Source organism: Polymorphospora sp. NPDC050346 (assembly GCF_040655695.1).
Classification (GTDB): domain Bacteria; phylum Actinomycetota; class Actinomycetes; order Mycobacteriales; family Micromonosporaceae; genus Polymorphospora; species Polymorphospora lycopeni.
Genome location: NZ_JBFAKM010000016.1, coordinates 133720 through 154952, shown reverse-complemented (window position 1 = coordinate 154952; position 21233 = coordinate 133720). Strand labels below are relative to the sequence as shown.

Below are 21233 nucleotides of genomic sequence, written 5' to 3'. Positions count from 1 at the left end.
TCGATCCCCGCGGACGGGACGGCTACCCGGCGGCCTCGGGAACCGGCGCCGCCGCCCGCTGCTCGGCCGTGAGCCCGTCGATCCTGGGCGTACGGGCGACCCAGCCGACCGCCGGCCGGGCGAAGACCGCACAGAGCAGGAAGATTCCCGCGATCACCCACCAGCCCCAGCCGCCGGTCTGGATCGCGAGCAGGGTCAGGCCGATCGGCGCGAAGATGTCGGCCACCGAACTGATCGTCTGGGCCGTGCCGATGTAGACCCCGCGCGACGCCTCCGGTGGAACGTCGGTCTGGAAGAACCACAGTGCCGCCGAGAACCACAACTCGGTGGCGGTGATCAGCACCACGGCGAGGATGAGTACGGCGATCGTCCAGACGCCGCTGGTGATGCCGGACAGCGCCGCCACCGGGCAGGCGATCGCGGTGACCAGGGCGGCCCGGCGGAGCAGCCGGGCGGTGCCCGGCAGCGAGTCCGCGCCGCGCGACGCCGGCACCTGGAGCGTGATCGCCAGCACCGTGTTGAGGGCCAGCATCGCGCCGAGGATGGGCTTCGGGGCATCGGTGTGCGTGATCGCCCAGAGCGGCAGGATCTCGATGAGGATCACCGAGTGGAACATCATGATCGCGAGCAGGGCGGCGATCGAGACGTACGGGACGTCCTTGAACACCGCCAGCCGCGAGCGGCTGACCTCCTTGTCGTGGTGGACCACCGGCGCCGCCGGCAGCCGGGCCACGATGAAGGCGTTCAGCAGTGCCATCGCCGAGTTGAGCAGCACCATGGCGACGAGTGCGGCCGTGGAGTCGAAGGCCAGCACCAGGGCGCCGAGCCCGGTGCCGACGGTGAACCCGGCGTTGAGGTACGTCCGCGCGAAGGCCATGGTCCGCACCCGGTCCTTGGCCGGCAGCGCGTCGGCGGTGTAGATGGTGCGACCGGCCGTGGTGAACGAGTCGGTGGCGGCGGCCACGACCATCAGCACGACGAAGCCCGCGAACGACGGGACCAGGGGATAGACGGCAAAGGTCAGGGCCGAGCCGATCGCCCCGATGACCCAGGCCCGCTGCCCGCCGATCCGGTCGGCCAGCGCTCCGAGCGGCAGCGAGGTGGCGACGCCGGTCAGCCCCGCGATCGAGAAGCCGGCCCCGATCTGCAGCGGGGTGAGCCCGAGGACATGGGTGAAGAACACGAGGCTGCCGGTGAGGAACGAACCGCTGCCGACGGCGAGCATGCCCGACTGGAACGCGATGACCCGCGGCAACCCCGACGGTGGCAGGAGTCTGGCTACGCTGAACCGGTTCCCACCCATGGTGCCGGTCAGACTACCCGGCGAAGCGCCCCGCCAATAGGTGTCGTCGGCCCGCCCCCGTTGTCACCGACGGGCCGACGACCCCATGCCTCACCAGCGTGGACGGTCCACCGTCATCGGCCGGCCCGGACCGTCTCCTGCCGGATCTCGCCCGGCCGGTACACGCCGTCGGCGTCGGCAGCCGGATCGACCACCGCGACCCGTACGGTCGTGTCGTCGTACCACGCCATCCCGACCGGCTGTTTCGGTACGGAGTCGGCCTGTGGTGCCGGCGGCCCGGCGATCACCGCGTCGGCACCGATCCCGCCGTCGGCAAGGTCGACGAGCGCGATCCGTACCTCCCCGGTGGCCTGTTGATAGCTGACCGCCGCCCGGGCACCGTCGGGTGAGATCCGCACCTGCCCGAGCCCGGTGCAACGCAGCCCGGACAGACCGAACTCGACCGGGTTGGCGGTGCCCAGGTCGACGACCCGCAGCCGGCAGGGATCCGCCCGGGTTCCGGCGAGCACCAGCCTCCCGCCGAGTACGTCGAGGCGGCCGATCGGCAAACGGTCGGGGAGGTCGCCCAGGACGGCCGCCGCCAGCAGGTGGCGCTCCCCACCGCTGTCCAGGTCGTGCTCGACGAGGCCGGCGGCCCGCCACAGGTACGCCACCCGCGCGGTCGCCGCGATGAGACGTACCTGCTCGTCTGAGGTGCCGACCGCCCTGCTCGACTCGACCACGCCACTTCCGGACACGACGACGAGCCGGGCCGGGGCGGAGCCCGCGCCCGGACCGGTGCCCACGCTCGCGGAGCCGAGCCCGACGAGCCGGCCGTCGGCCAGGGCGACGATCCGGTGCCAGCCGGCGAGCTCCGGAAGCCGATGGTGGGTGATCGACGATCCCGGCAGCAGTTCGGCGATGCCGGTCGCCGGGCCGGCCGCGGACACCACGGAGATCGCGACGCCGGCTCCGCCGATCAGGAGCCGCTGGGCCGGAGCGGCGTACGCCCCGGCGGTCGTCGTCGGACCCGCTGCCGTCGGCAGCGGCCCGTCGTCGCTGCCGCGGACCGCCGTCGGCACGATCGCGACACCCACCACGACCAGGGTCCCGACCGCCGCCGCGGCCGACGTCATCCGCCGTCGGCGGCGCCGGCGCCACCGGTGTCGAATCTCCGCCGGATCACCCGCATGCATCGCGGCGACGGTCGCGGCCCGCCGCACCACTTCGGCGAGGTCGTCCGGAATCTGGCTCATCGGTCACTCCTCCAAGGCTTGCCGCAGCGTGGTCAGGGCGCGGGAGAGCCGGCTCTTGACGGTCCCCTCCGAGATCCCGAGGGTGGCCGCGGTCTCCGCGGTGGAAAGCTCCAGCAGCACCCGGCAGACCACGACACCGCGCTGTTTCAGCGGCAACCGCTCGACCGCGGCCCGGGCGGCCAGGGCGACCGGGTCGGGGCCAGCCGTCCGTGGGTGCAGCCAATCGTCGAGCCGGACCTGCTCCCGCCGGGCCTTCCGCCACCACGACGTCGCCCAGTTGAGCCCCACCCGGAACACCCAGCCACCCGGATTGTCCAGGCCACTGACCCTGCCCCAGTTCGCGTACGCCCGGGTCATCGCCTCGTCGGCGGCTTCCCGCGCGAGATCGTCGTTGCCGAGGGTCAGCGCGAGCGCCCGGTAGACCTTGCCGAGGTGGCTGCGGTAGAAGTCGGCGAACTCCCCGGTCCTGCCGGGCCGTTCGACCACCTCCGGCACCGGGTCGGTTTGGTCCGCGGCCGGATCCGCGGCAAGGGCTTCCACACCCGGTACACGTCGGGGGCCGCGAGTCGGTTCCGATCGAACCGGTTCTCGGCGGTGCGACGGCGCGGCACGCCGGACACGCGGACGTCATCCGCGAGCGGATCGGCGGCGCCGTCGGTCGGTGAACCCGCTTCTCCACGAACGGCTTGAACAGGCTGTGGGCTCGCGCTCGTACGACCGGTCGGCGTTCCGGTATCGGGGCGGGATTCTTGCCGGGGAAGCGCCGGAAACGAATGGGCCGAAAATCCGATGCTCTCTATCGGACATTCGGATGACGTCTCAGTGGTTGGACGTCCGAGGGGTGGCCGGACGGTCGCCATCGGGCCACTGACCGGCCCCGACGTGGCCGTCCGAGATATTTCTCACCTGCGACATGGGCGTTACAGCCATTGATTCAAGATAATGTCTGTGGCCGATTTTCGCATTGGGGGTTGTCTCTTGATAACTGCAACGCGATGATCCTGTCTGGGCCACGGGGGTGGGGGCCCACCGGTGCCGATGGAAGGACAAATCCGTGAAGCGAGACACCCGACCTGTGCTGCCCGGGGACGGCGATACCGACTACGCGCGCTACATGCGTACCGACGTGTTACTCGACCTGCAGAGACGCCCCGAGGAGACAGTCCACCGCGACGAGCTGCTCTTCCAGGTGGTGCACCAGTCGGCGGAGCTGTGGTTCAAGCTCGCGGTCGCCGAGCTGACCGAGGCGATCGTCCGCGTCGACGCCGACGAACCCGCCCGGGCCGAATCGCACCTGGCCCGGGCCACCCTCGCGGTGCGGCTCGTCGCCGACCAGCTCGACATGTTCCGGCACCTGAGTCCGTCCGTCTTCCAGGCACTGCAACCGGCACTCGGCAACGGGTCCGGGGCCGAATCGCCGGGCTGGCGGCAGGCCCAGGCGGCGAGCCGCCAGCTCGGCCACGCGTTCCGCCGGCTGCTCACGGCACACGGCACCGACCTGCCCACGCTGTACGCCGGCAACCCCGCCGACCCGCTCTACCGCCTCGGCGAGGCGATGATCGACTGGGACGAGCAGGTGGCGCTCTGGCGGGTCCGGCACTACAAGATCGCGATCCGGGTCGGCAGCCACGGCGTCGTCGGCACCAAGGGCAGCCCGTCCGACATGCTGGCGCGGCTCATCGACTACCGGTTCTTCCCCGAGATCTGGCAGGCGCGGGCGGAAGTTGCCATGGGCGATGGTTCCCTTGCGTGAGCTGACGAACTGGCTGTCCAGCGGGGCCGACCCGGAAACCTTCCCCTATCTCGAGGTGGTCGCCGAGTTCCAACGCACCGGCAAGCACTTCGTCGACAAGGAACTGCTCGCCCTGCTCGACCAGTGCCGGGCGGCGGCCGGGCCGGCCGGCCCGCTGCGGGCCTTCCTCGACATCGCCCTCGACAAGTGGGACGGCTGCTACGACTACCGGACCTACCTGGCGTTGCCGCTGCTCCGGATGCCCCGGGCGGACCGGGACGCCAACGACCGGCTCCTCCTCCAACTGATCGCGGACGCGCTCGCCTTCGAACTGGCCGCCGAGGACGGCGACACCGACCTGTTGCCGGAACAGCGCCCCGAACCGGCCCTGGTCACCAAGCGCTACCGGCTCGGGCTGCGGGCGGCGTCACCCGTACTGGCCCGCCTCGGGTTGCCGGCACCGCTGGGTGCCCCGCAGCCGGCCGCCGCGCTGCACGCGCTGGTGGTCGCCGACCAGAGCACCGACGAGGAACGTGACCTGCGGTTGAGCATGCTGCCGGTCTACGTCGTACACGACGAGTACATGTTCATCCGGGTGCTCCAGGCGTACGAGTGCATGTTCGCCTCGCTCGCCGCCGAACTGCGGTCGGCCATCGCGGCGCTCGACGACGGCCTCGCCCGGCCGGCGGCCGACCATCTCGCGTACGCCCGCGACCTGCTCGACCAGGCCGGACCCCTGTTCTCGCTGATCGCGACCATGCAGCCGGACTCGTTCCGCACCTTCCGGCTCTACACCGAGGGGGCCAGCGCCATCCAGTCCCGCTCCTACAAGCTCGTCGAGGCGCTCTGCCGTACGCCGGAGGAGTCCCGCCTCGAATCCCCCGCCTTCCGGTCGGTGCCGGACATCCGCGACCGGGTGCTGGCCGGACAGCCGTCGATCGAGCAGGCGTACCGGGCGGCGGACCGGGCCGGCCGGCTGCCGGCCGCCGACCGGCAACTGCTCGACGAGCGGATGGCCGACTTCGCCGCGGCGCTGCTCCAGTGGCGCCAGACCCACTACCGGATCGCGACCCGGATGCTCGGCAACCGCACCGGAACCGGATACACCGAGGGCACGCCGTATCTGGCCGCCGTCCGTTCCATCCCGGTCTTCACCCAGGAAACCGGAGGCGATCCCGAATGAACGAGATCCGCGCCGAGTTCCCGCTCCTGGAAACCTGCGTATATCTCAACAGCAACTCGACCGGAGCGGTCCCGCGCGCCGCGGAAGCCGTCCTGGCCGACTACTGGCAGACCCTGCGTACGTGGCGCGACGACGTCTGGGGCGGCTGGCACGAGGGCCTCGACCGGTACGCCGACGGGCTGGCGGCGTTCATCGGCGCCCCCGCCGGCAGCGTCGTCACCGACGCCAACCTGAGCACCCTCCTGGCCCGGATCGCCTCCTGTTTCGACTACCGGGCGCCCCGCAACCGGATCGTCACGACCGACCGCGAGTTTCCGACCGTCCCGTTCATCTGGCGGGCCGCCGGCCGGTACGGCGCCCAACTCGAGGAGGTCGGCGACGGCGGCCCACGGATCGACCAGGACGCGCTGGAGGACCGGATCGACGAGCGGACGTTCCTGGTGTGCGTGCCGCACGCCAGCTTCTCCTCCGGCGCGACCGTCGACCTGGCCCGGCTGGTCAAGCACGCCCACGACGCAGGGGCGCTGGTCGTGGTCGACGCGTTCCAGAGTGTCGGCATCATGCCGCTCGACGTCACCGCGCTCGGCGTCGACTTCGTCCTCGGCGGCTCGCACAAGTGGATGTGCGGCGTCGGCACCGCCTTCCTCTACGTCCGGCCGGACCTGGCCCCCACCCTGCGACCGGCGGCGACCGGATGGCAGGCCGGCGACCGGGCACTCACGTTCCAGCCGTCGGCCGACTTCGCCCCCGGCGCCCAGCGGTTCGCCGGCGGCACGCCGTACCCGCTCACCGCGCTGATCTCCCAGGTCGGCCTGGACCTGCTCAGCGGGGTCGGCATCGACGCCATCCGGCGACACTCGCTGGCCTGCACCGACCGGATCGTGGCCCGCGCCGAAGCGGCCGGCATCCCCGTGGTCAGCCCGATCGAGCCGCAACACCGCGGCGGCGTCGTCTGCCTCGACGTCGCCGACGGCGAGGCGGTCAAGCGGCGGCTCGCCGCCCGCGACATGATCTGCAGTTGGCGCGGCTATCTGCGGATCGGTCCACACGTCTACAACACCCTCGACGAGATCGACCGCTTCATGGACGCGCTGGAGGACGAATGTCGATGAGCACGGCACCGCTGTCCCACCGGGCGCTGATGAGCCTGCTCGCCAACGGCACCAAGGCCATGGACGTGCTGGCGACGGCCCTGGACCTCGGGCTGCTCGACGCGCTGGAGAAGGGGCCGGTCAGCCTCGACGAACTCGCCGACCGCTTCGACCTGCGACCGCTGCGGCTGTACAAGTTCCTCGACTGCCTGGAAAGTCTCGGCTTCGTCGAGCGGGAGGAGCCGACCGACGACATCGCCCAGGCCACCTACCGCGCCGATCAGGGGCTCGCGGCCGCCGCCGAGGCGGTCGTCGGGCCGAACGCCATCGAACGGGACCGCGACCGTTACCCGTGGCGGACGCTGCACGGCCGGCTCACCGAAAGCCTGCGCGGCGAGGTGAGCATCCCCGCCGACGACTTCGCCTTCCCGCCGACCACGCCGGAGCAGACGGCCGCGTTCGAGCGGAGCATGGCGGTCGGGCTCGGACCGGTCGTCGAGACGTTCCACCGGCATGCCGGGCGGCTGTGGGCCGGCCGGCGCCGCCTGCTCGACATCGGCGGCGGCGACGGTACGCTCGCCGCGCGGTTGCTCGACCACACCCCGGACCTGGCCGTCGACGTCTACAACCTGCCGGCGGTCGCCCCGCTGGTCGAGCAGACCCGGAGCCGGAGCGGCCACCCCGACCGGCTCGGGTTCGTGGCGGGTGACTTCCTCGCCGAGCCGCTGCCGACCGGCTACGACGCGATGGCCTTCGTACGGGTACTGCACGACTGGGCGACCCCGGTGTCCCGCCGGCTGGTCGAGAAGGCGTACGCGGCGCTCCCGCCGGGCGGGTTGCTGCTGATCTGTGAGGAGTTCCGTACGCCGGACCGGCTGGCGATGCAGTTCTTCTGGACGTACTTCCAGATCGGCGCCGACAGCTCCGTCAGCCGGCTGCGGGAGGTCGACTTCTACACCGGGCTGCTGGCCGAGACGGGCTTCGACCGGATCGCCGTGCTGCCGGGCACGTGGGAGGTGGTCGTCGCGCACAAGCCCGACGACCGGACGGCGGGCGGGCCGCCCGTGGCCGGGGTGGGGCGGACGTAACCGCCCTTACGCGTTCGGGCCCGTCCGGTCGCCGACCGAAGCGGGCCCGAACCGGGCGGGGGCTCACATGTTGAGCAGCAACGTGCCGATGATGGTGCCGATGACGGCGGCCGCGACGCTGGCGGCCGCCGCGTACCAGCCCAGCGGCTTGTCGCCGAGGACCGCGCCCACGACGCCGAGGACCAGGCCCAGGACGCCGAACAGGAGCGGCGACAGCAGGAGCGCGAGGCCGGCGAACACGAACGCGACGATCGTGCAGATGCGGGCGGCGGAGGTGCGGGACCGGGCGGGGCTCGTCAGGTTGGCCATTGCCGTCTCTCCTTCGAGGACACTCTTTTCGGATGCCGGCCTTCGTACCCACCCGGCCCGGGACGTACTCCTTCGACAGATCTCGATGCCTGGGGTGTTCGTCGGCGCCGCCCGGTCGCCGAACTGATCGTTTGCTTTCAGGTTAACTCTCGGATACCCGCCGATCGACGGTTGACGGCGGATGGTTCCAGCATCGAGAATCGGCGTAGTTTCGACCGCACATTGACGCGGTGCCCCCGGGGAAAGTGGGGCCGACCGCGTTCACCTTTCCGCCGATATGACGTCCGGATGCGTGTCGACCTGCTTCCGAAATGGACTGTTGCGGTCTCGCCTGTCGATCCGTCGGTGGCACTGAAAAGAATCTTTGGCGTTGTCCGGATGTGTCGGCTTGAACGTGCTCTCCGGGTCTGTCCGAAAAGTGACTTGATCCGCTCTGGCCTGCTGAAACTTGAGGCGAGCCGCCGGGGTGGCGAGGGGTGTCCGTCGGCCGCGCAGGGCTCCGGCCAGCACTTATGTCACAAGACTGAAAGATTTGATCACTAAAACAGTGATCAATGGTTAACCGTTGCTGTGCTGCGGGTGGGGCGGTAGAGTCCAAAACCGAAGCCGGTTGCCGCGGCCTCACTTCACCTGGCTATTTGCGTCCCCTCAATTGCGAGGCCCGTTCCAGAAAAGCGCCGTCCTCCGATTCTCCTGGGGGGATATGTCCATGCCGAATCCGCGCGATTCACTGGCCGGGCAGGTCGGCCACGTGGACCGCCCGGAGCCGCCCGCCGAGGTCAACGGCGACCTCACCACCGGCGTCTTCCGACGGTCGCTGCGGGGTCGTAGCCCACAGGTGAGCGCCGGTGCCTTCGTGGCGCCGACCGCCGTGCTCGCCGGTGACGTACACGTCGCCGACGGCGCCGTCGTCCTCGACGGCGCGGTCGTCACGGCCGAATCCGCCCCGGTCGTCCTCGGCGAGGAATGCATCGTGATGGAGAACGCGGTCATCCGGGGCGCCGGACGGCACCCGGTCGACATCGGCGGACGCACCCTCATCGGCCCGGGCGCGCACGTGACGGGAGCCCGGATCGGGGCCGAGTGCATGGTCGCCACCCGCGCGAGCGTGTTCAACGGTGCCCGGATCGCCGACGGCGTCCTGGTCGCCGTCGGGGCGATCGTGCACGTCGGCACCGTCCTGCCGGAGGGCGCGGTGGTGCCGATGCAGCACATCGCCGTCGGCGACCCCTACCAGGTCTTCCCGCCCCAGGAGGCGAACGCGGCACACGACCTGGTCGACCGGATCGGGTTCACCGCGGTCGCCTTCGACCACGACACCTCCGGCCTCGACCTGCGGCAGTGCATGTCCTGGCTGTGCGGCGTCTACGCCCCCGCACTCCGCCGTACGCACGCGACGTGAGGAGCACCGTGTCCAAGCTGTTCCTGCTCGGTATCGACGGGCTCCCACCCGCGACCCTCCGGCGTTTCGTCGAAGAGGGGATCCTGCCCAACTGCGCGAAGCTCTTCGCCGACGCGGCGAGTCTCGACGTCATCCCCACGCTGCCGGCCCTGACCTCGCCGGGCTGGCAGACGATCGCCTCCGGCGCGCATCCGGGCACCCTCGGCGTCAGCAACATCCTGCTGCCCACGCTCGGCCGGGCCCCCGACCACATCCGCAACGGTTTCGACCGGACCCTGTCCCGCGGTGAATACCTCTGGGAGGTGCTCGCCGCCGAGGGCGAGCCGGCGATCGTGATGAAGTATCCGGGCAGCTGGCCTCCGAAGGTCGAGGCGGACCACCTGATCCAGGTCGACGGCGCCGGCGGATACGCCGACATCACCTGCTCCTTCGAAGAGGTCTCCTCCACCTGCTACGCCTGCGGCTTCGAGATACCGACCTCGCAGGCCCAGGGCTGCTGCTCGGTGCCGCACGGCTACGACGACCACTGGCGGGTCGACAGCGCCACCGCCTCGGGCTGGAGCCCGGTCGTCGCCCGCGACCCGCTCAACTGGACCGGGCTTCCCGGCGGCACGACCCCCGGCTTCGAGACCGTCCTCACCCTGACCCCGGCCGGTCAGCGCCGCCGCCGGCTGCTGCACGCGCTGGCCCACACCGTCGACGGGCAATCCCGGCTGCTGGTCAGCACCACCAAGGACCACGGCGACCGGATCACCGAACTCGCCGTCGGCCAGTGGTCCGACTGGATCCACGACGAGTCCGGCCGGGGCGGCTACGCCTACCGGCTGAAGCTCCTCGAACTCGACGTCGAGCGCCGCGTGCTGCGCCTCTACCGCAGCGAGGGACACCGCACCTCCGGCTTCACCCGCCCGGCCCGGTTCGCCGACGAGTTGCTGCACGAGGTCGGACCGGTCGCGGAGTGGACCGGCACCTTCGACTTCATGAACGGCCTCATCGATCTCGACACCCAGCTCGAGATCTACGACCAGCACACCCGGTGGGTCGAGGAAACCCTGCGGCAACTCGCCGGCCGGCAGCCGTGGCGGGGCGCGTTCGTGCACTGGCACGTCGTCGAATACGCCCACCACATCGCGGGTGCGGCCCTCGACCCCGACCACCCTCGGCACGACCTCGACCAGGAGCGTTACCTGTCGTTCCTGCGGGACACCTACCGGCTGCTCGACCGGCTGGTGGGCACGGTCGCCGAACTGGTCGACGTCGACGACACCCTGGCCCTGGTCAGCGACCACGGCCACGACACCGTCCACAGTCTCTTCTTCATCAACGACTTCCTGCGTGAGCGGGGCTTTCTCGCCACCGGCCCGGACGACACCATCGACTGGTCCCGGACCCGGGCCTACGGCCTGTTCCCGGGCCTGATCCTGGCCAACACGACCAGCCGGTGGTCCGGGGGCATCGTCGCCGAGGAAGACGTCGAGTCGCTGCGGCAGGAGATCAGCGCCGCCCTGCGGGCACTCGTCGACCCGAGGACCGGCCGGCCCGTCGTCAGCGCCGTGCTCGGCCCGACCGAGCTGCGGGCCTACGGCCAGCACGGCGAGACCGCCCCGGATCTCTTCTTCGCGATGGACAAGGGATACGAACCGGCGACCCGGCTACGGCACGACGCCCCGGCGCTGTTCGAACTGACCATCCCGGGAGCCGAACTGACCAGCGGCCACGGATCGTTCCACCCCACCTCCGCGTCGGCGGCGACGCTGGCCCTGATCCGCAACCCCGCGCTGCGGGGCGGATCGGTCGGTCGCTACCCGGTGTCGATGGTGGATCTGGCTCCGACATTCGCCGCGCTGATGGGTGTCCGGTCGCCGCAGGGCTGCGACGGCCGGCCGCTCGACTTCGACGCCTGCGGCCTGACCATTAAGGAAAGCGCGGAATGAAGTCCCAGGAGAGCCTGTTCACCGCAGCCATCGAGTCCGCACACATCTTCGACAACGCCGTCCGCGAGGTGTCCCAGACCTCCGGCCTGCTCTCGGCGCTGACCCATTTCCAGACGGTCGACGACGTCGTACGCCGGCTGGCCTTCCGGGCCGAGCGCACCGAACAGGTACGGCACCTGCTGAAGGTCCTGGTCGCCACCGGCGCCGCCGAGGAACGGCAGATCAAGGGCCAGACCGTCTACCGCGCGGTCAAGCAGCCGGCCACCGCGCTGCCGGAGCGCTACCAGCCCCGCTACGAGAACCTGACCTCGTGGTACGGCGAAGGCCACGCCGAACTGATCCGTAACGGCAACAAGGGCATGCTCGGCGACGACCTGTCGTTCATGCGCTCGCCCGACGCCGCCATCGCGTTCAACCGCGACTTCGAGCACGCCTGGCGCACCAACCTGCAGAACCCGCTCTACGAGTTCGGCCGGATGATCGCCGTACGGGAACTCGCCTCGCGCGGCCACCGCTTCCTCGACCTGGCCTGCGGCCCCGGCTTCGGGGCGATGCGGCTGGCCGAGTTCTCCGAGAAGCCGGCCACCATCGTCTGCGTCGACAAGTCGGCGGACTTCCTCGACATCGCCCGGACCAACGTCTACCCGCAGGCGACCGTCACGTTCATCGAACGCGACCTGAACACCGGCCTGCCGCCGGTGGCGCCCGGCTCGATCGACGGCGTGCTCTTCAACGGCGCCTTCCACTTCATGCAGGACCAGCCGGCCCGGCTGCGGGAGATCTGGCAGGCGCTACGGCCCGGCGGCGTCTTCGTGCTCGGGCACTGCTTCAGCTACAGCGGCTTCGCCGACGAGGCGATGCACGACTTCTACTTCTCGCTGCTGCGAGACAAGGCCTACGTCCTGCCGTGGGCCACCCTCAAGGACGTCGTCACCGAGGTCGGCTTCTCGATCTTCAAGGAGCTGCACCGTGGCAGCCACAGCTACCTCATCGCCGAACGCCCTGTCGGCGCCATCGGCCCCGCGATCCAGACCGACTTCACCGACCTGGCCGCCCAGGTGAAGGTCCTCGGGGGTGATGCATGCCAAGAGCAATGATCATCGGGCTCGACTGTCTGGTGCCCGACGTGCTCGAGGCGCCGATGGACGCCCTCATGCCCACGGTCGCCGGCCTGGCCCGGCGCGGCATCGGCGGCGTCCTGCGCAGCACGCTGCCGCCGATCACCGTACCGGCCTGGACCAGCATGCTGACCGGCCGCGACCCCGGCGAACTCGGCGTCTACGGCTTCCGTAACCGGCGCAGCTTCGGCTACGACGACCTCGTCATGGCCAACTCGACGTCGGTGCGCCTGCCCCGGCTGTGGGACCGGCTCACCTCGGCCGGCCGGCCGAGCATCGTCGTCGGCGTACCGCAGACCTCACCGCCACCGGCCATCGACGGGGTGCTGGTGTCCGGCTTCGAAGGGCCGATCGCCGGCGGCGCCTACACCCACCCGGCCGGCCTCACCACCGAGATCGAGCAGGTGGTCGGCGAATACCTCTTCGACATCCCCGACTTCCGCTCGGCGGGCCTGCCCGACGTGCTGCGGACCGCCCGGCTGATGACCGAACGCCGTTTCACGCTCATGCGCCACCTGGTGACCACCCGCGACTGGGACTTCGCGATGCTCCACGAGATCGCGCCCGACCGGATGCACCACTGCTTCTGGCGCTACCACGACGACCAGCACCCCGGACACCCGCCGGACTCGCCCTACCGCGACGCGATCCGTGACTACTACCGGTTCCTCGACGAGCGGGTCGCCGAACTGATCGACGCCGCCGGACCCGATACGGCCGTGCTCGTCGCCTCCGACCACGGCGCCACCGCCATGCACGGCGGCGTCTGCGTCAACGAGATCCTTCGCGCGGCCGGGCTGCTCACCCTGCACACCGAGCCGGACGGACCCACCCCGCTGACCGCCGGCATGGTCGACTGGTCCCGCACCAAGGTCTGGGGCGAGGGCGGCTACTACGCCCGGATCTTCCTCAACATCGCCGGCCGCGAGCCGGCCGGCATCGTCCCCCGCGAGCAGGTGCCCGAACTGATCGACCAGCTCCGCGAGCTGTTCGGCGTCACCGACCTCGGTCCCGCCGGCATCCTGCGCAACGCCGTACACACCCCCGCCGAGCTGTACCGCCGGGTCCGCGGCATCCCGCCGGACCTGCTGGCCTTCTTCGGCGAGGAGAAGTGGCGGGCGATCGGCAGCGTCGGCTTCGGACAGACCTGGGTACGGACCAACGACACCGGCGTCGACGAGGCCAACCACTCGCGAAACGGGATGTTCGCCCTCGCGGCCCCCGGCCTGCAGGCCGGCGCGCTGCGCACCGCCTCCATCCTCGACGTGACCCCGACAATGCTCGACCTGCTCGGACTCGAACCCGACCCGACCCTGCCGGGGGAGAGCATGCTCGCCCACCAGCCGCTCGCGCTGGTGGCCGACCGCGGCGAGGTGGGTGCATGAGCGAGCGGAGCGAGGGAGTCAGCTGGCTCAGGAATAGTCAGGCAACCGCCGAGCGGAGCGAGGTGGGTGCATGACCACGGCGGTGCAGCAGCTACGGTGCTGGGCCGAGCTGGCGGACGACCGCCCGCCCTACCAGTCCCCGCAGTGGTACACGGCGGCCGGCTGGCTGCCCCGTACCCGGCTGCTCACCGCCGGGCCGGCGGCCGTACCCGTCTGGACGCTGCACCGCGACCGCGGCCCGCACTACTTCCACGACCCCGTGGAACTGGTCACCGGCCGTCGTGAGGAACCCTTCCTGCGCGAGGACCGCGAGCTGGCCGCCGCCGTACGCCGGGCCACGGCCGGCGCCTCGGTGCTGCTCACCATGAGCCCGTACGGCTACCGTGGCGGTGCCCTCGGCGGGCGGCACGCCAGCCCGGCCGACCTGGCCGAACTCGTGGCCCGGATGCTCGACCACGCCACGGCGGCCGGTGCCTCGATCGTCGCCTCGCACTACCTGTTCGACGAGGACGACGACGCCTGGCTGACGGCGCTGACCGAGGCCGGCGGACTGCGCCTCGTGACCGGCGCCGACGCCGTACTCGACGTCGCCTGGCCCGACCTGGCCGGCTACTGGCACTGGCTCGGGCAGTCCCGCCGGTCGCTGCGCCGGGGCCGCAACATCCCCGACGAACGGCTCGACTGGGAGGTCACCGAGGCGGCCGGGCTGCCGGAGCCGCAGCGGGGCATCCCCGAACTCCTGCGCGGGTACGCCACCCGGTTCGACCCGGTGGCCCCCGCACCCGCCGCCCTGTTCCAGGAACTCGCCGACGGATACACCCTGCCGCGGACCGTGCTCTCGGTCCGCGAACCCGGCCGGCCCGCCCGCAGCGCCGCGGTCGTGCTCCGCCAGGCCGACACCCTCTACGCGAAGTTCTTCGGCAGCGGCGACCCACGCGCCGACTACCTGCCGCTGGCCTACCCACGACTGATCTCGTACGCGATCGACCGGGGCTTCCGGCGCATCGAGTACGGCGGCGGATCGCACCAGGCCAAGCTGATGCGCGGAGCCCGGCTCCGGCCGTGCTGGGGCGTCCTGTTCGTCCTCGACCAGCGGCTGCGGGCCGACCTCGAGGCGCTGGCCGTCCGGGTGTCGACCCGCAAACAGGCGTACTTCGCCGATCTCGTCCAGAGCTGGCAGGTCGCAACCCTGCCGGTAAATCCCGCGTTCGCGGGCAGTGGTCTTCACGGATCGTCACCAGGAGGCAGCCAATGAGTTGCAGCAGCGAGGACGCGCGCTTCGCGGTCCAGCAGGTGCCCAACGAGCGTTGGCGCCAGGCCACCGCGGCCAACCTGGCCGCCGACCATCTCAACGGCTACGACCTGTGGACGATGGCGTTCCTGGAGGGCCGTTCGGACTGGGAGGAGACGCGGGACTTCCTGCTTTCCGCCTCCCGCGACGAACTCACCGAACTGGTGGAGAAGTCGCGGGGCGAAAGCCTCGCGTTCCTGGTCATGATGATGACCGGCGCCTGCAACGCCGACTGTCCCATCTGTTTCACCGACCGCCGTCGCAAACGCGGCGAGACCACCGTCGAGCAGCGCGACCGGTTGCTGCGGGAGGCCGCCGGGCTGGGCGCCGGCTACGTCTACGTGCCGGGCGAGGGCGAGCCGACGATCGACCGCGGCTGGTGGCAGTTCCTGGAGACCTGCAAGGACACCGGCCTGGAGGCGATCGTCTTCACCAACGGGCTGATCTTCTCCGACACGGCGACCAGCGAGAAGTACTGGGGCTGCCAGCCGGAGGAGGCCATCGAACGCCTCGCCGACTACCCGGTCTCGTTCTACGTTAAGATGTGGAGCACCGAACCCGAGCTGGTCGGCCGGATGATGGGGATCAACGCCGACAAATACCGGTTCACCGACTACGACGGCGTACGGGTGCCGCTGGGCATGGCCCGGCTGCTCGACCGCTACCCGCGCCAGCGGCTCGGGATCGAGGTCGTCGTCGAGGGCCGCAACGCCGACGAGGTCGTCGACACCATCGTCCCGTTCGCCGAGCGGCACGACCTCTCCCGCATCGTGGAGATCATCCAGCACAACGGGCGGACGCTCGGCAACCCCACGTACGACCCGACGCCGGCCCAGGTCGCCCGGGCCACGCCCCTGCTGAGCCCGACCAGCTGCACGGTCGCCACCTGCAAGGCGGTGGTCACCTCGCGCGGCTACCTCTCGCCCCGGATCGCGATCCTGGAGACGCAGTTGCCGACCGGCGCCCGGCACATCGACGACGGTTCGCTGTGGGACCTGCTGCACGGCACCGACTACCTCGTTCAGCGCCGCTACGAGCAGAGCTGCCTGTGCGAGAGCGAGCCGGTGTCGCTGGCCGAGGCCGGCACCCCGACCCTGATCGGCCCGCAGAGCGTGGTGCCGCCGCAGCTCGCGGACCTGATCGACCCGATGCGGCCGACCGCGACCGCGGCGGCCAACGACTTCACCAGCACCAGCACCGTCGCCGACCTTCTCGGCGGCCGGGTCGAGCACGGCACGGTCGTCCGCGTCGTCGGCCGGGCGCTGCCCGTCGGCCCCGGCCTGGTCCAGCTCGCCGACGGGCCGGACACGGTTTCGGCCAGCGGCGTCGAGGTCGCGGCGTACTCCTGGGTGGGGGTCGAGGGGACCTGGGACGGCCTGCTCGGCGCCCTGCGGGCCACCGACACCACGGTGATCAAGGAGTCGATGCGGCAGCCGATCAGCCGGGTGGTGTCGGAGTTCGCCATGGTCCGGCAGCCGGAGATGCTGCGCTCCGTGATCGACCGCTCGGCCCTGACCGCACTGCTGCGCAACCGGCTCACCGAACGCGGCTTCCTGGAGGTGAGCACGCCGATGCTCACCGTCAACGGCGACATGGGACACGTCAGCCAGGCCCAGACCGAGCTGGTCCTCGGCCGCCGCTTCCACCTGCGTACCGACCCGGAGGAATACCTCAAGCGATACCTGACCGCCGGCCTGCCGGCCGTCTTCGAGGTCTCGACGAACGTACGCGCCGACAAGCCCGGCGACTGGCACCTGGTCGAGTTCCAGTCGGTCGAGTACTACCGGCGGCTGATGACGCTCGACGAGTCCATCGAGGTCGCCGACGAACTGGTCCGTGAGGGTCTGCGCGGGTTCGGTCCGCCGATCACCTCGTGGTCCGGGGTGATCCTGCACCCGGACCGGCCGTTCAACCGGATGCGGTACGCCGAAGCGTTCCAGAGCGTCCTCGGCGTGGACCTGTCGGCCGAGGAGTGCGCCACCGCCAAGGGCCTCGCCGCCACCCTGCGTACGGCGGGCTGCGAGATCGAGGTGCCGGAGGAGCTCGTCGGGTGGCGCCGGGCCTGGCTGGAGGCGGCCTTCGACGGGCACGTCCTGCCGAAGATCCGGCAGCCGCTGTGGATCACCCACTTCCCGGCCGAACTCGCCGTCCAGGCCCGGCTCGACCAGGCCGACCCGCGCTACGCGCTGCGGGCCGAGCTGTATCTGCCCGGCGGCCTGGAACTCGCCAACGTCTACGAGAACCTGGTCGACGGCGCCGAACTGCGGGCGCAGTACAACACCAGGCGCAGCCACCGGGTGGCCGCCGGAATGTCGCACGTGGCCACCAACGAGGCGCTGATGACCAGCGCCGAGGCCAGCATGCCGCCGATGTCCGGCGGCGCGATCGGCATCGACCGGGTGCTGATGGTGGCCCTCGGCCACGCCAGCGCCGGCGGCGGTCTGCTCTTCGGCCGGGAGGGGTTCGCCGAACTCAAGTCCGAGCACTCGGTCTGCGGCAGCGACGGCGGCTGCGGAAGCTGCGGCGGGGGATGTCGTTGACAGTCACCGTCCAACTGCTCGACACCCCCGACGCGGGTGAGGTGTTCCGTGCCGGCGCCGCACACCCCGTACTGGGTGAACTGATCGACCTGGGCACCTCGGCGGTGCTGGTGGTCGAACCCACGACCACGGTCGCGGCGGCGGTCACCGACTGCTGCGCCGCGCTCGGGCCGGACGTTTCGCTGACCCGGTCGGCCGGACCGCTGCCGGCCGGCCTGCGCGACGACCTGGCGACCCGCAGCGGCAAGGAGGCGGTCTTCGTCGTACTGCCGCTGTCCGAGGCCGAGGCGCTGGTGGTGGTGGCCGGCCCCGACCTGCCGTCGATGGGGCCGCTGCCGTCGTGCGACGTGGAACGGTTCCGGGCGAGCCTGCGCACCGCGCTCGGCGACCCGCAGGAGGAGAGCCTTTTCACCGAACCCCACTTCGACACCGACCAGGACGAGGAGCGCCGGCTCAATGAGCGTCTTCGCCAACTCTATGGAGACTGACCGGGGCCGCCCGGCCCGGTCGGTGGGGCGGTGAACGTGCAGACCACCGAACTGGTCGGGCTGCGGATGGCGACCGTCGGTGTCCGGGAGGCGCTGGACACCGACTGGTCGGCCCACCAGTCCGACGTCGACCTGATCCGGGTCGACCGGCCGGACCCCGGCGCCTGGGCCGACCTGGCCGCGGCCGGTTTCGTGGTGAAGCCGGACCGGGTCACCTGGCTCGCCGACACCGGCGCCGACGAACGCGACTTCCTGTCCCGGATCTCCCGCAAGGAGCGCGAGGGGGTCTCCAAGGCCCGCCGCGCGGTGGCCGCCGACGAGCTGACCTGGCGGCAGGCACCGCTCGACGAGGCCGGTTGGCACGCGTTCCTCGGGCTCTACACCGACGCGGTGTCGCGGCTGCGCAACGGTCTTCCGGTGGCCGGCGCGCACTGGGCGGCCATCAGCGCCAAGCTCGACCGGTTCTTCCTGATCGGCGCCTACCGGGGCGACGACCTGCGGGGCGCGGCGATCGGCGAGTTCTGCCCCGAGGTCGCCGTCACCCGGGTCCGGTTCTCCGCCGTCGCCGGCGAGCAGCGCAACGCCAGCCTGTCCCGGGTGATCTACCTGGAGGCGGTGCGGGCCGCCCGCGAGGCCGGCTACCCCCGGGTCACCCTCGGCAACGACCCCAACCTGTACGGGCACCTGGTGATGCCCGGCCTCTTCGCGTTCAAGGCCCGTCTCGGCTTCGTCCCGGTGCCGTCCACCCTCGTCGACCCCGCCGACGGATGGGACGTGGCCGACCTGCTGCTGTCGATGAAGCCGCTCACCGACCCGGCGTTCATGCTCGGCTACCCGGCCACCGGAAAGGGACCCGACCTGGATTTCCACTTCTTCAGCCGGACCGATGACATCGACACCCGACTGTTCACCACCTGCCGGCCGGCGCCGACCCACGCGCACCGGATCGCCTAGAAAGAAACGAGGAGCATTCCATGGTCGGTATCGACTGGTCGAGCCTGGCACGGTCGCTCGACGGAGAGTTGCTGCTCGACAGCGATCCCGCGTACGAGTGGACCCGTAAACCGTTCATCGCCCGCTTCGACGAGATCCTGCCGCAGGCGGTGGTCATGTGCGCCACGCCCCAGGACGTGATCGAGGCGCTCGCGTTCGCCCGGCGCAACGACATCGACTTCGCGGTACGCAGCGGCGGCCACTGCTTCGCCGGCTACTCGTCCAGCCGGGGCATGGTCGTCAACGTCACCCCGATGGCGCAGGTCAAAGTGGACGGATCGCGGGTCGAGGTCGGCTCCGGCATCCGGATCGGCGCGATGACCAACGCGCTGATCGACCACGGACTCGTCGTACCCGGTGGTTCCTGCCCGTCCGTCGGCGTTGGCGGCACCACCCTCGGCGGTGGCATCGGGGTCCTCGGCCGGCTCTACGGGCTGACCCTCGACCACATGGTCGGCGCGGAGGTGGTCCTCGCCGACGGCACCGTCGTCACCGCGGACGCCGAGCGCCACCCGGACCTCTTCTGGGCGCTGCGCGGCGCCGGCGCCGGCAACTTCGGCGTGGTCACCGCGTTGACGTTCGACGCCCGGCCGGCACCCCGGATGACCAACTTCTACATCGAGTGGGACTTCCAGGACGCGGCCGAGGTGTTGAAGGCCTGGCAGCGGTGGGCCCCGTCGGCGCCGGAGGAGATGACCGCCGGCCTCGGCTTCACCGCCATGGACGACCTCGACGAGCCGGCCGTCGCCGAACTCTTCGGGGCGATGGTCGGCACCGAGTCCGACGCGATGAAGCTGATCGGCGAACTCGTCGAGCGCTGCGGCCGGGAACCCGCCCGGGTCAACTGCCGCGAGATGGACTACCGGGAGACGGCGCTCTACCAGGCCGGCCTGCTCAGCGCGGTCAACAACCAGGTCGTGGAGACCCCGCAGGGGCAGATCGAACGGCAGGGCTGCCGGTTCACCAAGGGCGAGTTCTTCGACGGCCCGATCGCCGACGAGGCGATCGACCGGCTGGCCGAGGTCTTCGTCGCCGGCCGCACCGCCGGCGAGGTACGCGGGCTGGAGCTGGCGCCGTGGGGCGGCGGCTACGCCCGTACCGACCGGCACGCGACCGCGTTCGTCCACCGGGACACCTCGTTCAGCCTGAAGCACGCCGTCATGGTCACGCCGGAGGCGTCACAGGGGGCGAAGGAGGCGGCCTACCGGTGGGTGACCGAGTCCTGGTCGGCGGTACACCCGTGGGGCAGCGGCCGGGTCTACCCGAACTTCCCCGACCCCGACCTGACCAACTGGGGCGACGCCTACTACGGCGAGAACTTCGCCCGGCTCAAGCGGATCAAGTCGCAGTACGACCCGCAGAACCTCTTCCGGTTCGAACAGTCGATCCCGCTGGGCTGAGGACGGCGGAACCGACCATGGCGACGACCCCGACGACGAGGTCCCGGCTATCCGGCCGGGCGGTGCGCGAACAGATACGCCCGCTCGGTCGGCGCCTCGATGCCCGGATACGGCTGGCGCCGCATCCGGACCCGCACCTCGAAGCCGGCTTCGGCCAGGCAGTCCGCCACGTCGTCGGGGTCGAACAGGTGGCCGTCGAACGACACCGGCCGGTCGAACCAGGTGTCGACGTGCAGCTGGCCGGCGCCCACGTGGAAGGCGAGCAGCAGGATTCCACCCGGCCGCAGCACCCGGTAGAACTCGGCCAGCGCCCGGGGCAGCACCGGCCGGGGCAGGTGGATGACGGAGTAGAGCGACAGCACGCCGGCCAGGCTGCGGTCGGCGACGGCGAGCCCGAGGATCGAGCCGGCGCGGAAGTCGAGCCCCGGATGGCGTTCCCGGGCCAGGCGCACCATCTCGGGCGACAGGTCCACCCCGAACACGGGCAGGCCACGGTCGGCGAGATGGCGGGTCACCTGACCGGGGCCACAACCGAGATCGGCGACCGGGGCGTCGACGCCGGTGGCGCGTACCTGGTCGGCGAAGCCGTCGATCAGGGCCCGGTCCAAGGGCTTTTGCGCGAGTTCGTCGGCGAACTGGTCGGCGTACGGCTCGGCCACCGTGTCGTAGGCGACCCGGATCCGGTCGAGGAGCGCATCGTCGGGATCGATGTCAGGCGGGGTCACATCCGCTGACGGTACC

General features: G+C 71.0%; 18 protein-coding genes. 13 read left to right on the top strand and 5 right to left on the bottom strand.

Annotated elements, in window-relative coordinates:
- Positions 1-22: 22 nt before the first annotated feature.
- The 3 genes from AB0I42_RS18795 to AB0I42_RS18785 all read right to left on the bottom strand — a co-directional run bounded on the left by AB0I42_RS18795 (position 23) and on the right by AB0I42_RS18785 (position 3078).
- Entirely contained in the window at positions 23-1255 is a 1233-nt protein-coding gene (locus AB0I42_RS18795; RefSeq protein ID WP_357538788.1) for an MFS transporter, read from the bottom strand.
- Between the two features lie 161 nt (positions 1256-1416).
- A complete protein-coding gene (locus AB0I42_RS18790) occupies positions 1417-2538 on the bottom strand; it encodes a hypothetical protein (RefSeq protein WP_357538787.1) in 1122 nt (373 codons plus the stop codon).
- A gap of 3 nt (positions 2539-2541) precedes the next feature.
- Entirely contained in the window at positions 2542-3078 is a 537-nt protein-coding gene (locus AB0I42_RS18785) for a sigma factor-like helix-turn-helix DNA-binding protein (protein ID WP_357538786.1), read from the bottom strand.
- A gap of 514 nt (positions 3079-3592) precedes the next feature.
- On the opposite strand from AB0I42_RS18785, the gene AB0I42_RS18780 reads away from it, so the two are divergent.
- Genes AB0I42_RS18780 through AB0I42_RS18765 form a run of 4 tightly spaced genes read left to right on the top strand, consistent with a single transcriptional unit; the run spans position 3593 to position 7632 of the window.
- A complete protein-coding gene (locus AB0I42_RS18780) occupies positions 3593-4291 on the top strand; it encodes a tryptophan 2,3-dioxygenase family protein (protein ID WP_357538785.1) in 699 nt (232 codons plus the stop codon).
- Positions 4275-5453 (top strand): tryptophan 2,3-dioxygenase family protein, encoded by a 1179-nt coding sequence (locus tag AB0I42_RS18775; RefSeq protein ID WP_357538784.1) that lies wholly within the window; start codon positions 4275-4277, stop codon positions 5451-5453. The genes AB0I42_RS18780 and AB0I42_RS18775 overlap by 17 nt, the downstream gene beginning before the upstream one ends.
- Positions 5450-6565 carry an aminotransferase class V-fold PLP-dependent enzyme gene (locus AB0I42_RS18770; protein ID WP_357538783.1) on the top strand — a complete coding sequence of 372 codons (1116 nt, stop codon included), beginning with the start codon at positions 5450-5452 and terminating at the stop codon, positions 6563-6565. Before AB0I42_RS18775 ends, AB0I42_RS18770 begins: the two co-directional genes overlap by 4 nt.
- Positions 6562-7632, top strand: a complete 1071-nt coding sequence (locus tag AB0I42_RS18765; protein ID WP_357538782.1) for a methyltransferase — start codon at positions 6562-6564, stop codon at positions 7630-7632. Before AB0I42_RS18770 ends, AB0I42_RS18765 begins: the two co-directional genes overlap by 4 nt.
- A 63-nt stretch (positions 7633-7695) precedes the next feature.
- On the opposite strand, the gene AB0I42_RS18760 is transcribed toward AB0I42_RS18765, so the two are convergent.
- Positions 7696-7941 carry a hypothetical protein gene (locus AB0I42_RS18760; protein ID WP_357513187.1) on the bottom strand — a complete coding sequence of 82 codons (246 nt, stop codon included), beginning with the start codon at positions 7939-7941 and terminating at the stop codon, positions 7696-7698.
- Positions 7942-8650: 709 nt separating this feature from the next.
- On the opposite strand from AB0I42_RS18760, the gene AB0I42_RS18755 reads away from it, so the two are divergent.
- The 9 genes from AB0I42_RS18755 (at position 8651) to AB0I42_RS18715 (ending at position 20492) form a co-directional block, all read left to right on the top strand.
- Positions 8651-9343: a hypothetical protein gene (locus AB0I42_RS18755; protein ID WP_357538781.1), complete on the top strand. Its 693-nt coding sequence runs from the start codon at positions 8651-8653 to the stop codon at positions 9341-9343.
- An 8-nt stretch (positions 9344-9351) separates the two neighbouring features.
- Entirely contained in the window at positions 9352-11277 is a 1926-nt protein-coding gene (locus AB0I42_RS18750) for an alkaline phosphatase family protein (RefSeq protein ID WP_357538780.1), read from the top strand.
- A complete protein-coding gene (locus AB0I42_RS18745) occupies positions 11274-12374 on the top strand; it encodes a class I SAM-dependent methyltransferase (protein ID WP_357538779.1) in 1101 nt (366 codons plus the stop codon). The genes AB0I42_RS18750 and AB0I42_RS18745 overlap by 4 nt, the downstream gene beginning before the upstream one ends.
- The gene (locus AB0I42_RS18740) at positions 12359-13780 is read left to right on the top strand and encodes an alkaline phosphatase family protein (RefSeq protein ID WP_357538778.1); all 1422 of its coding nucleotides are present in this window, start codon (positions 12359-12361) and stop codon (positions 13778-13780) included. Before AB0I42_RS18745 ends, AB0I42_RS18740 begins: the two co-directional genes overlap by 16 nt.
- A gap of 70 nt (positions 13781-13850) precedes the next feature.
- Positions 13851-15035 carry a peptidogalycan biosysnthesis protein gene (locus AB0I42_RS18735; protein ID WP_357538777.1) on the top strand — a complete coding sequence of 395 codons (1185 nt, stop codon included), beginning with the start codon at positions 13851-13853 and terminating at the stop codon, positions 15033-15035.
- The gene (locus tag AB0I42_RS18730) at positions 15032-17611 is read left to right on the top strand and encodes an amino acid--tRNA ligase-related protein (protein ID WP_357538776.1); all 2580 of its coding nucleotides are present in this window, start codon (positions 15032-15034) and stop codon (positions 17609-17611) included. The genes AB0I42_RS18735 and AB0I42_RS18730 overlap by 4 nt, the downstream gene beginning before the upstream one ends.
- Positions 17602-18099, top strand: coding sequence for a hypothetical protein (locus tag AB0I42_RS18725; protein WP_357538775.1), 498 nt, complete (start codon positions 17602-17604; stop codon positions 18097-18099). Before AB0I42_RS18730 ends, AB0I42_RS18725 begins: the two co-directional genes overlap by 10 nt.
- Positions 18100-18129: 30 nt before the next feature.
- Positions 18130-19053 carry a hypothetical protein gene (locus AB0I42_RS18720; RefSeq protein ID WP_357538774.1) on the top strand — a complete coding sequence of 308 codons (924 nt, stop codon included), beginning with the start codon at positions 18130-18132 and terminating at the stop codon, positions 19051-19053.
- 20 nt (positions 19054-19073) lie between these two features.
- Entirely contained in the window at positions 19074-20492 is a 1419-nt protein-coding gene (locus AB0I42_RS18715; RefSeq protein ID WP_357538773.1) for an FAD-binding oxidoreductase, read from the top strand.
- Between the two features lie 47 nt (positions 20493-20539).
- On the opposite strand, the gene AB0I42_RS18710 is transcribed toward AB0I42_RS18715, so the two are convergent.
- Complete coding sequence (locus tag AB0I42_RS18710; RefSeq protein WP_357538772.1) at positions 20540-21217, bottom strand: class I SAM-dependent methyltransferase; 678 nt, start codon at positions 21215-21217, stop codon at positions 20540-20542.
- Positions 21218-21233: the final 16 nt, after the last annotated feature.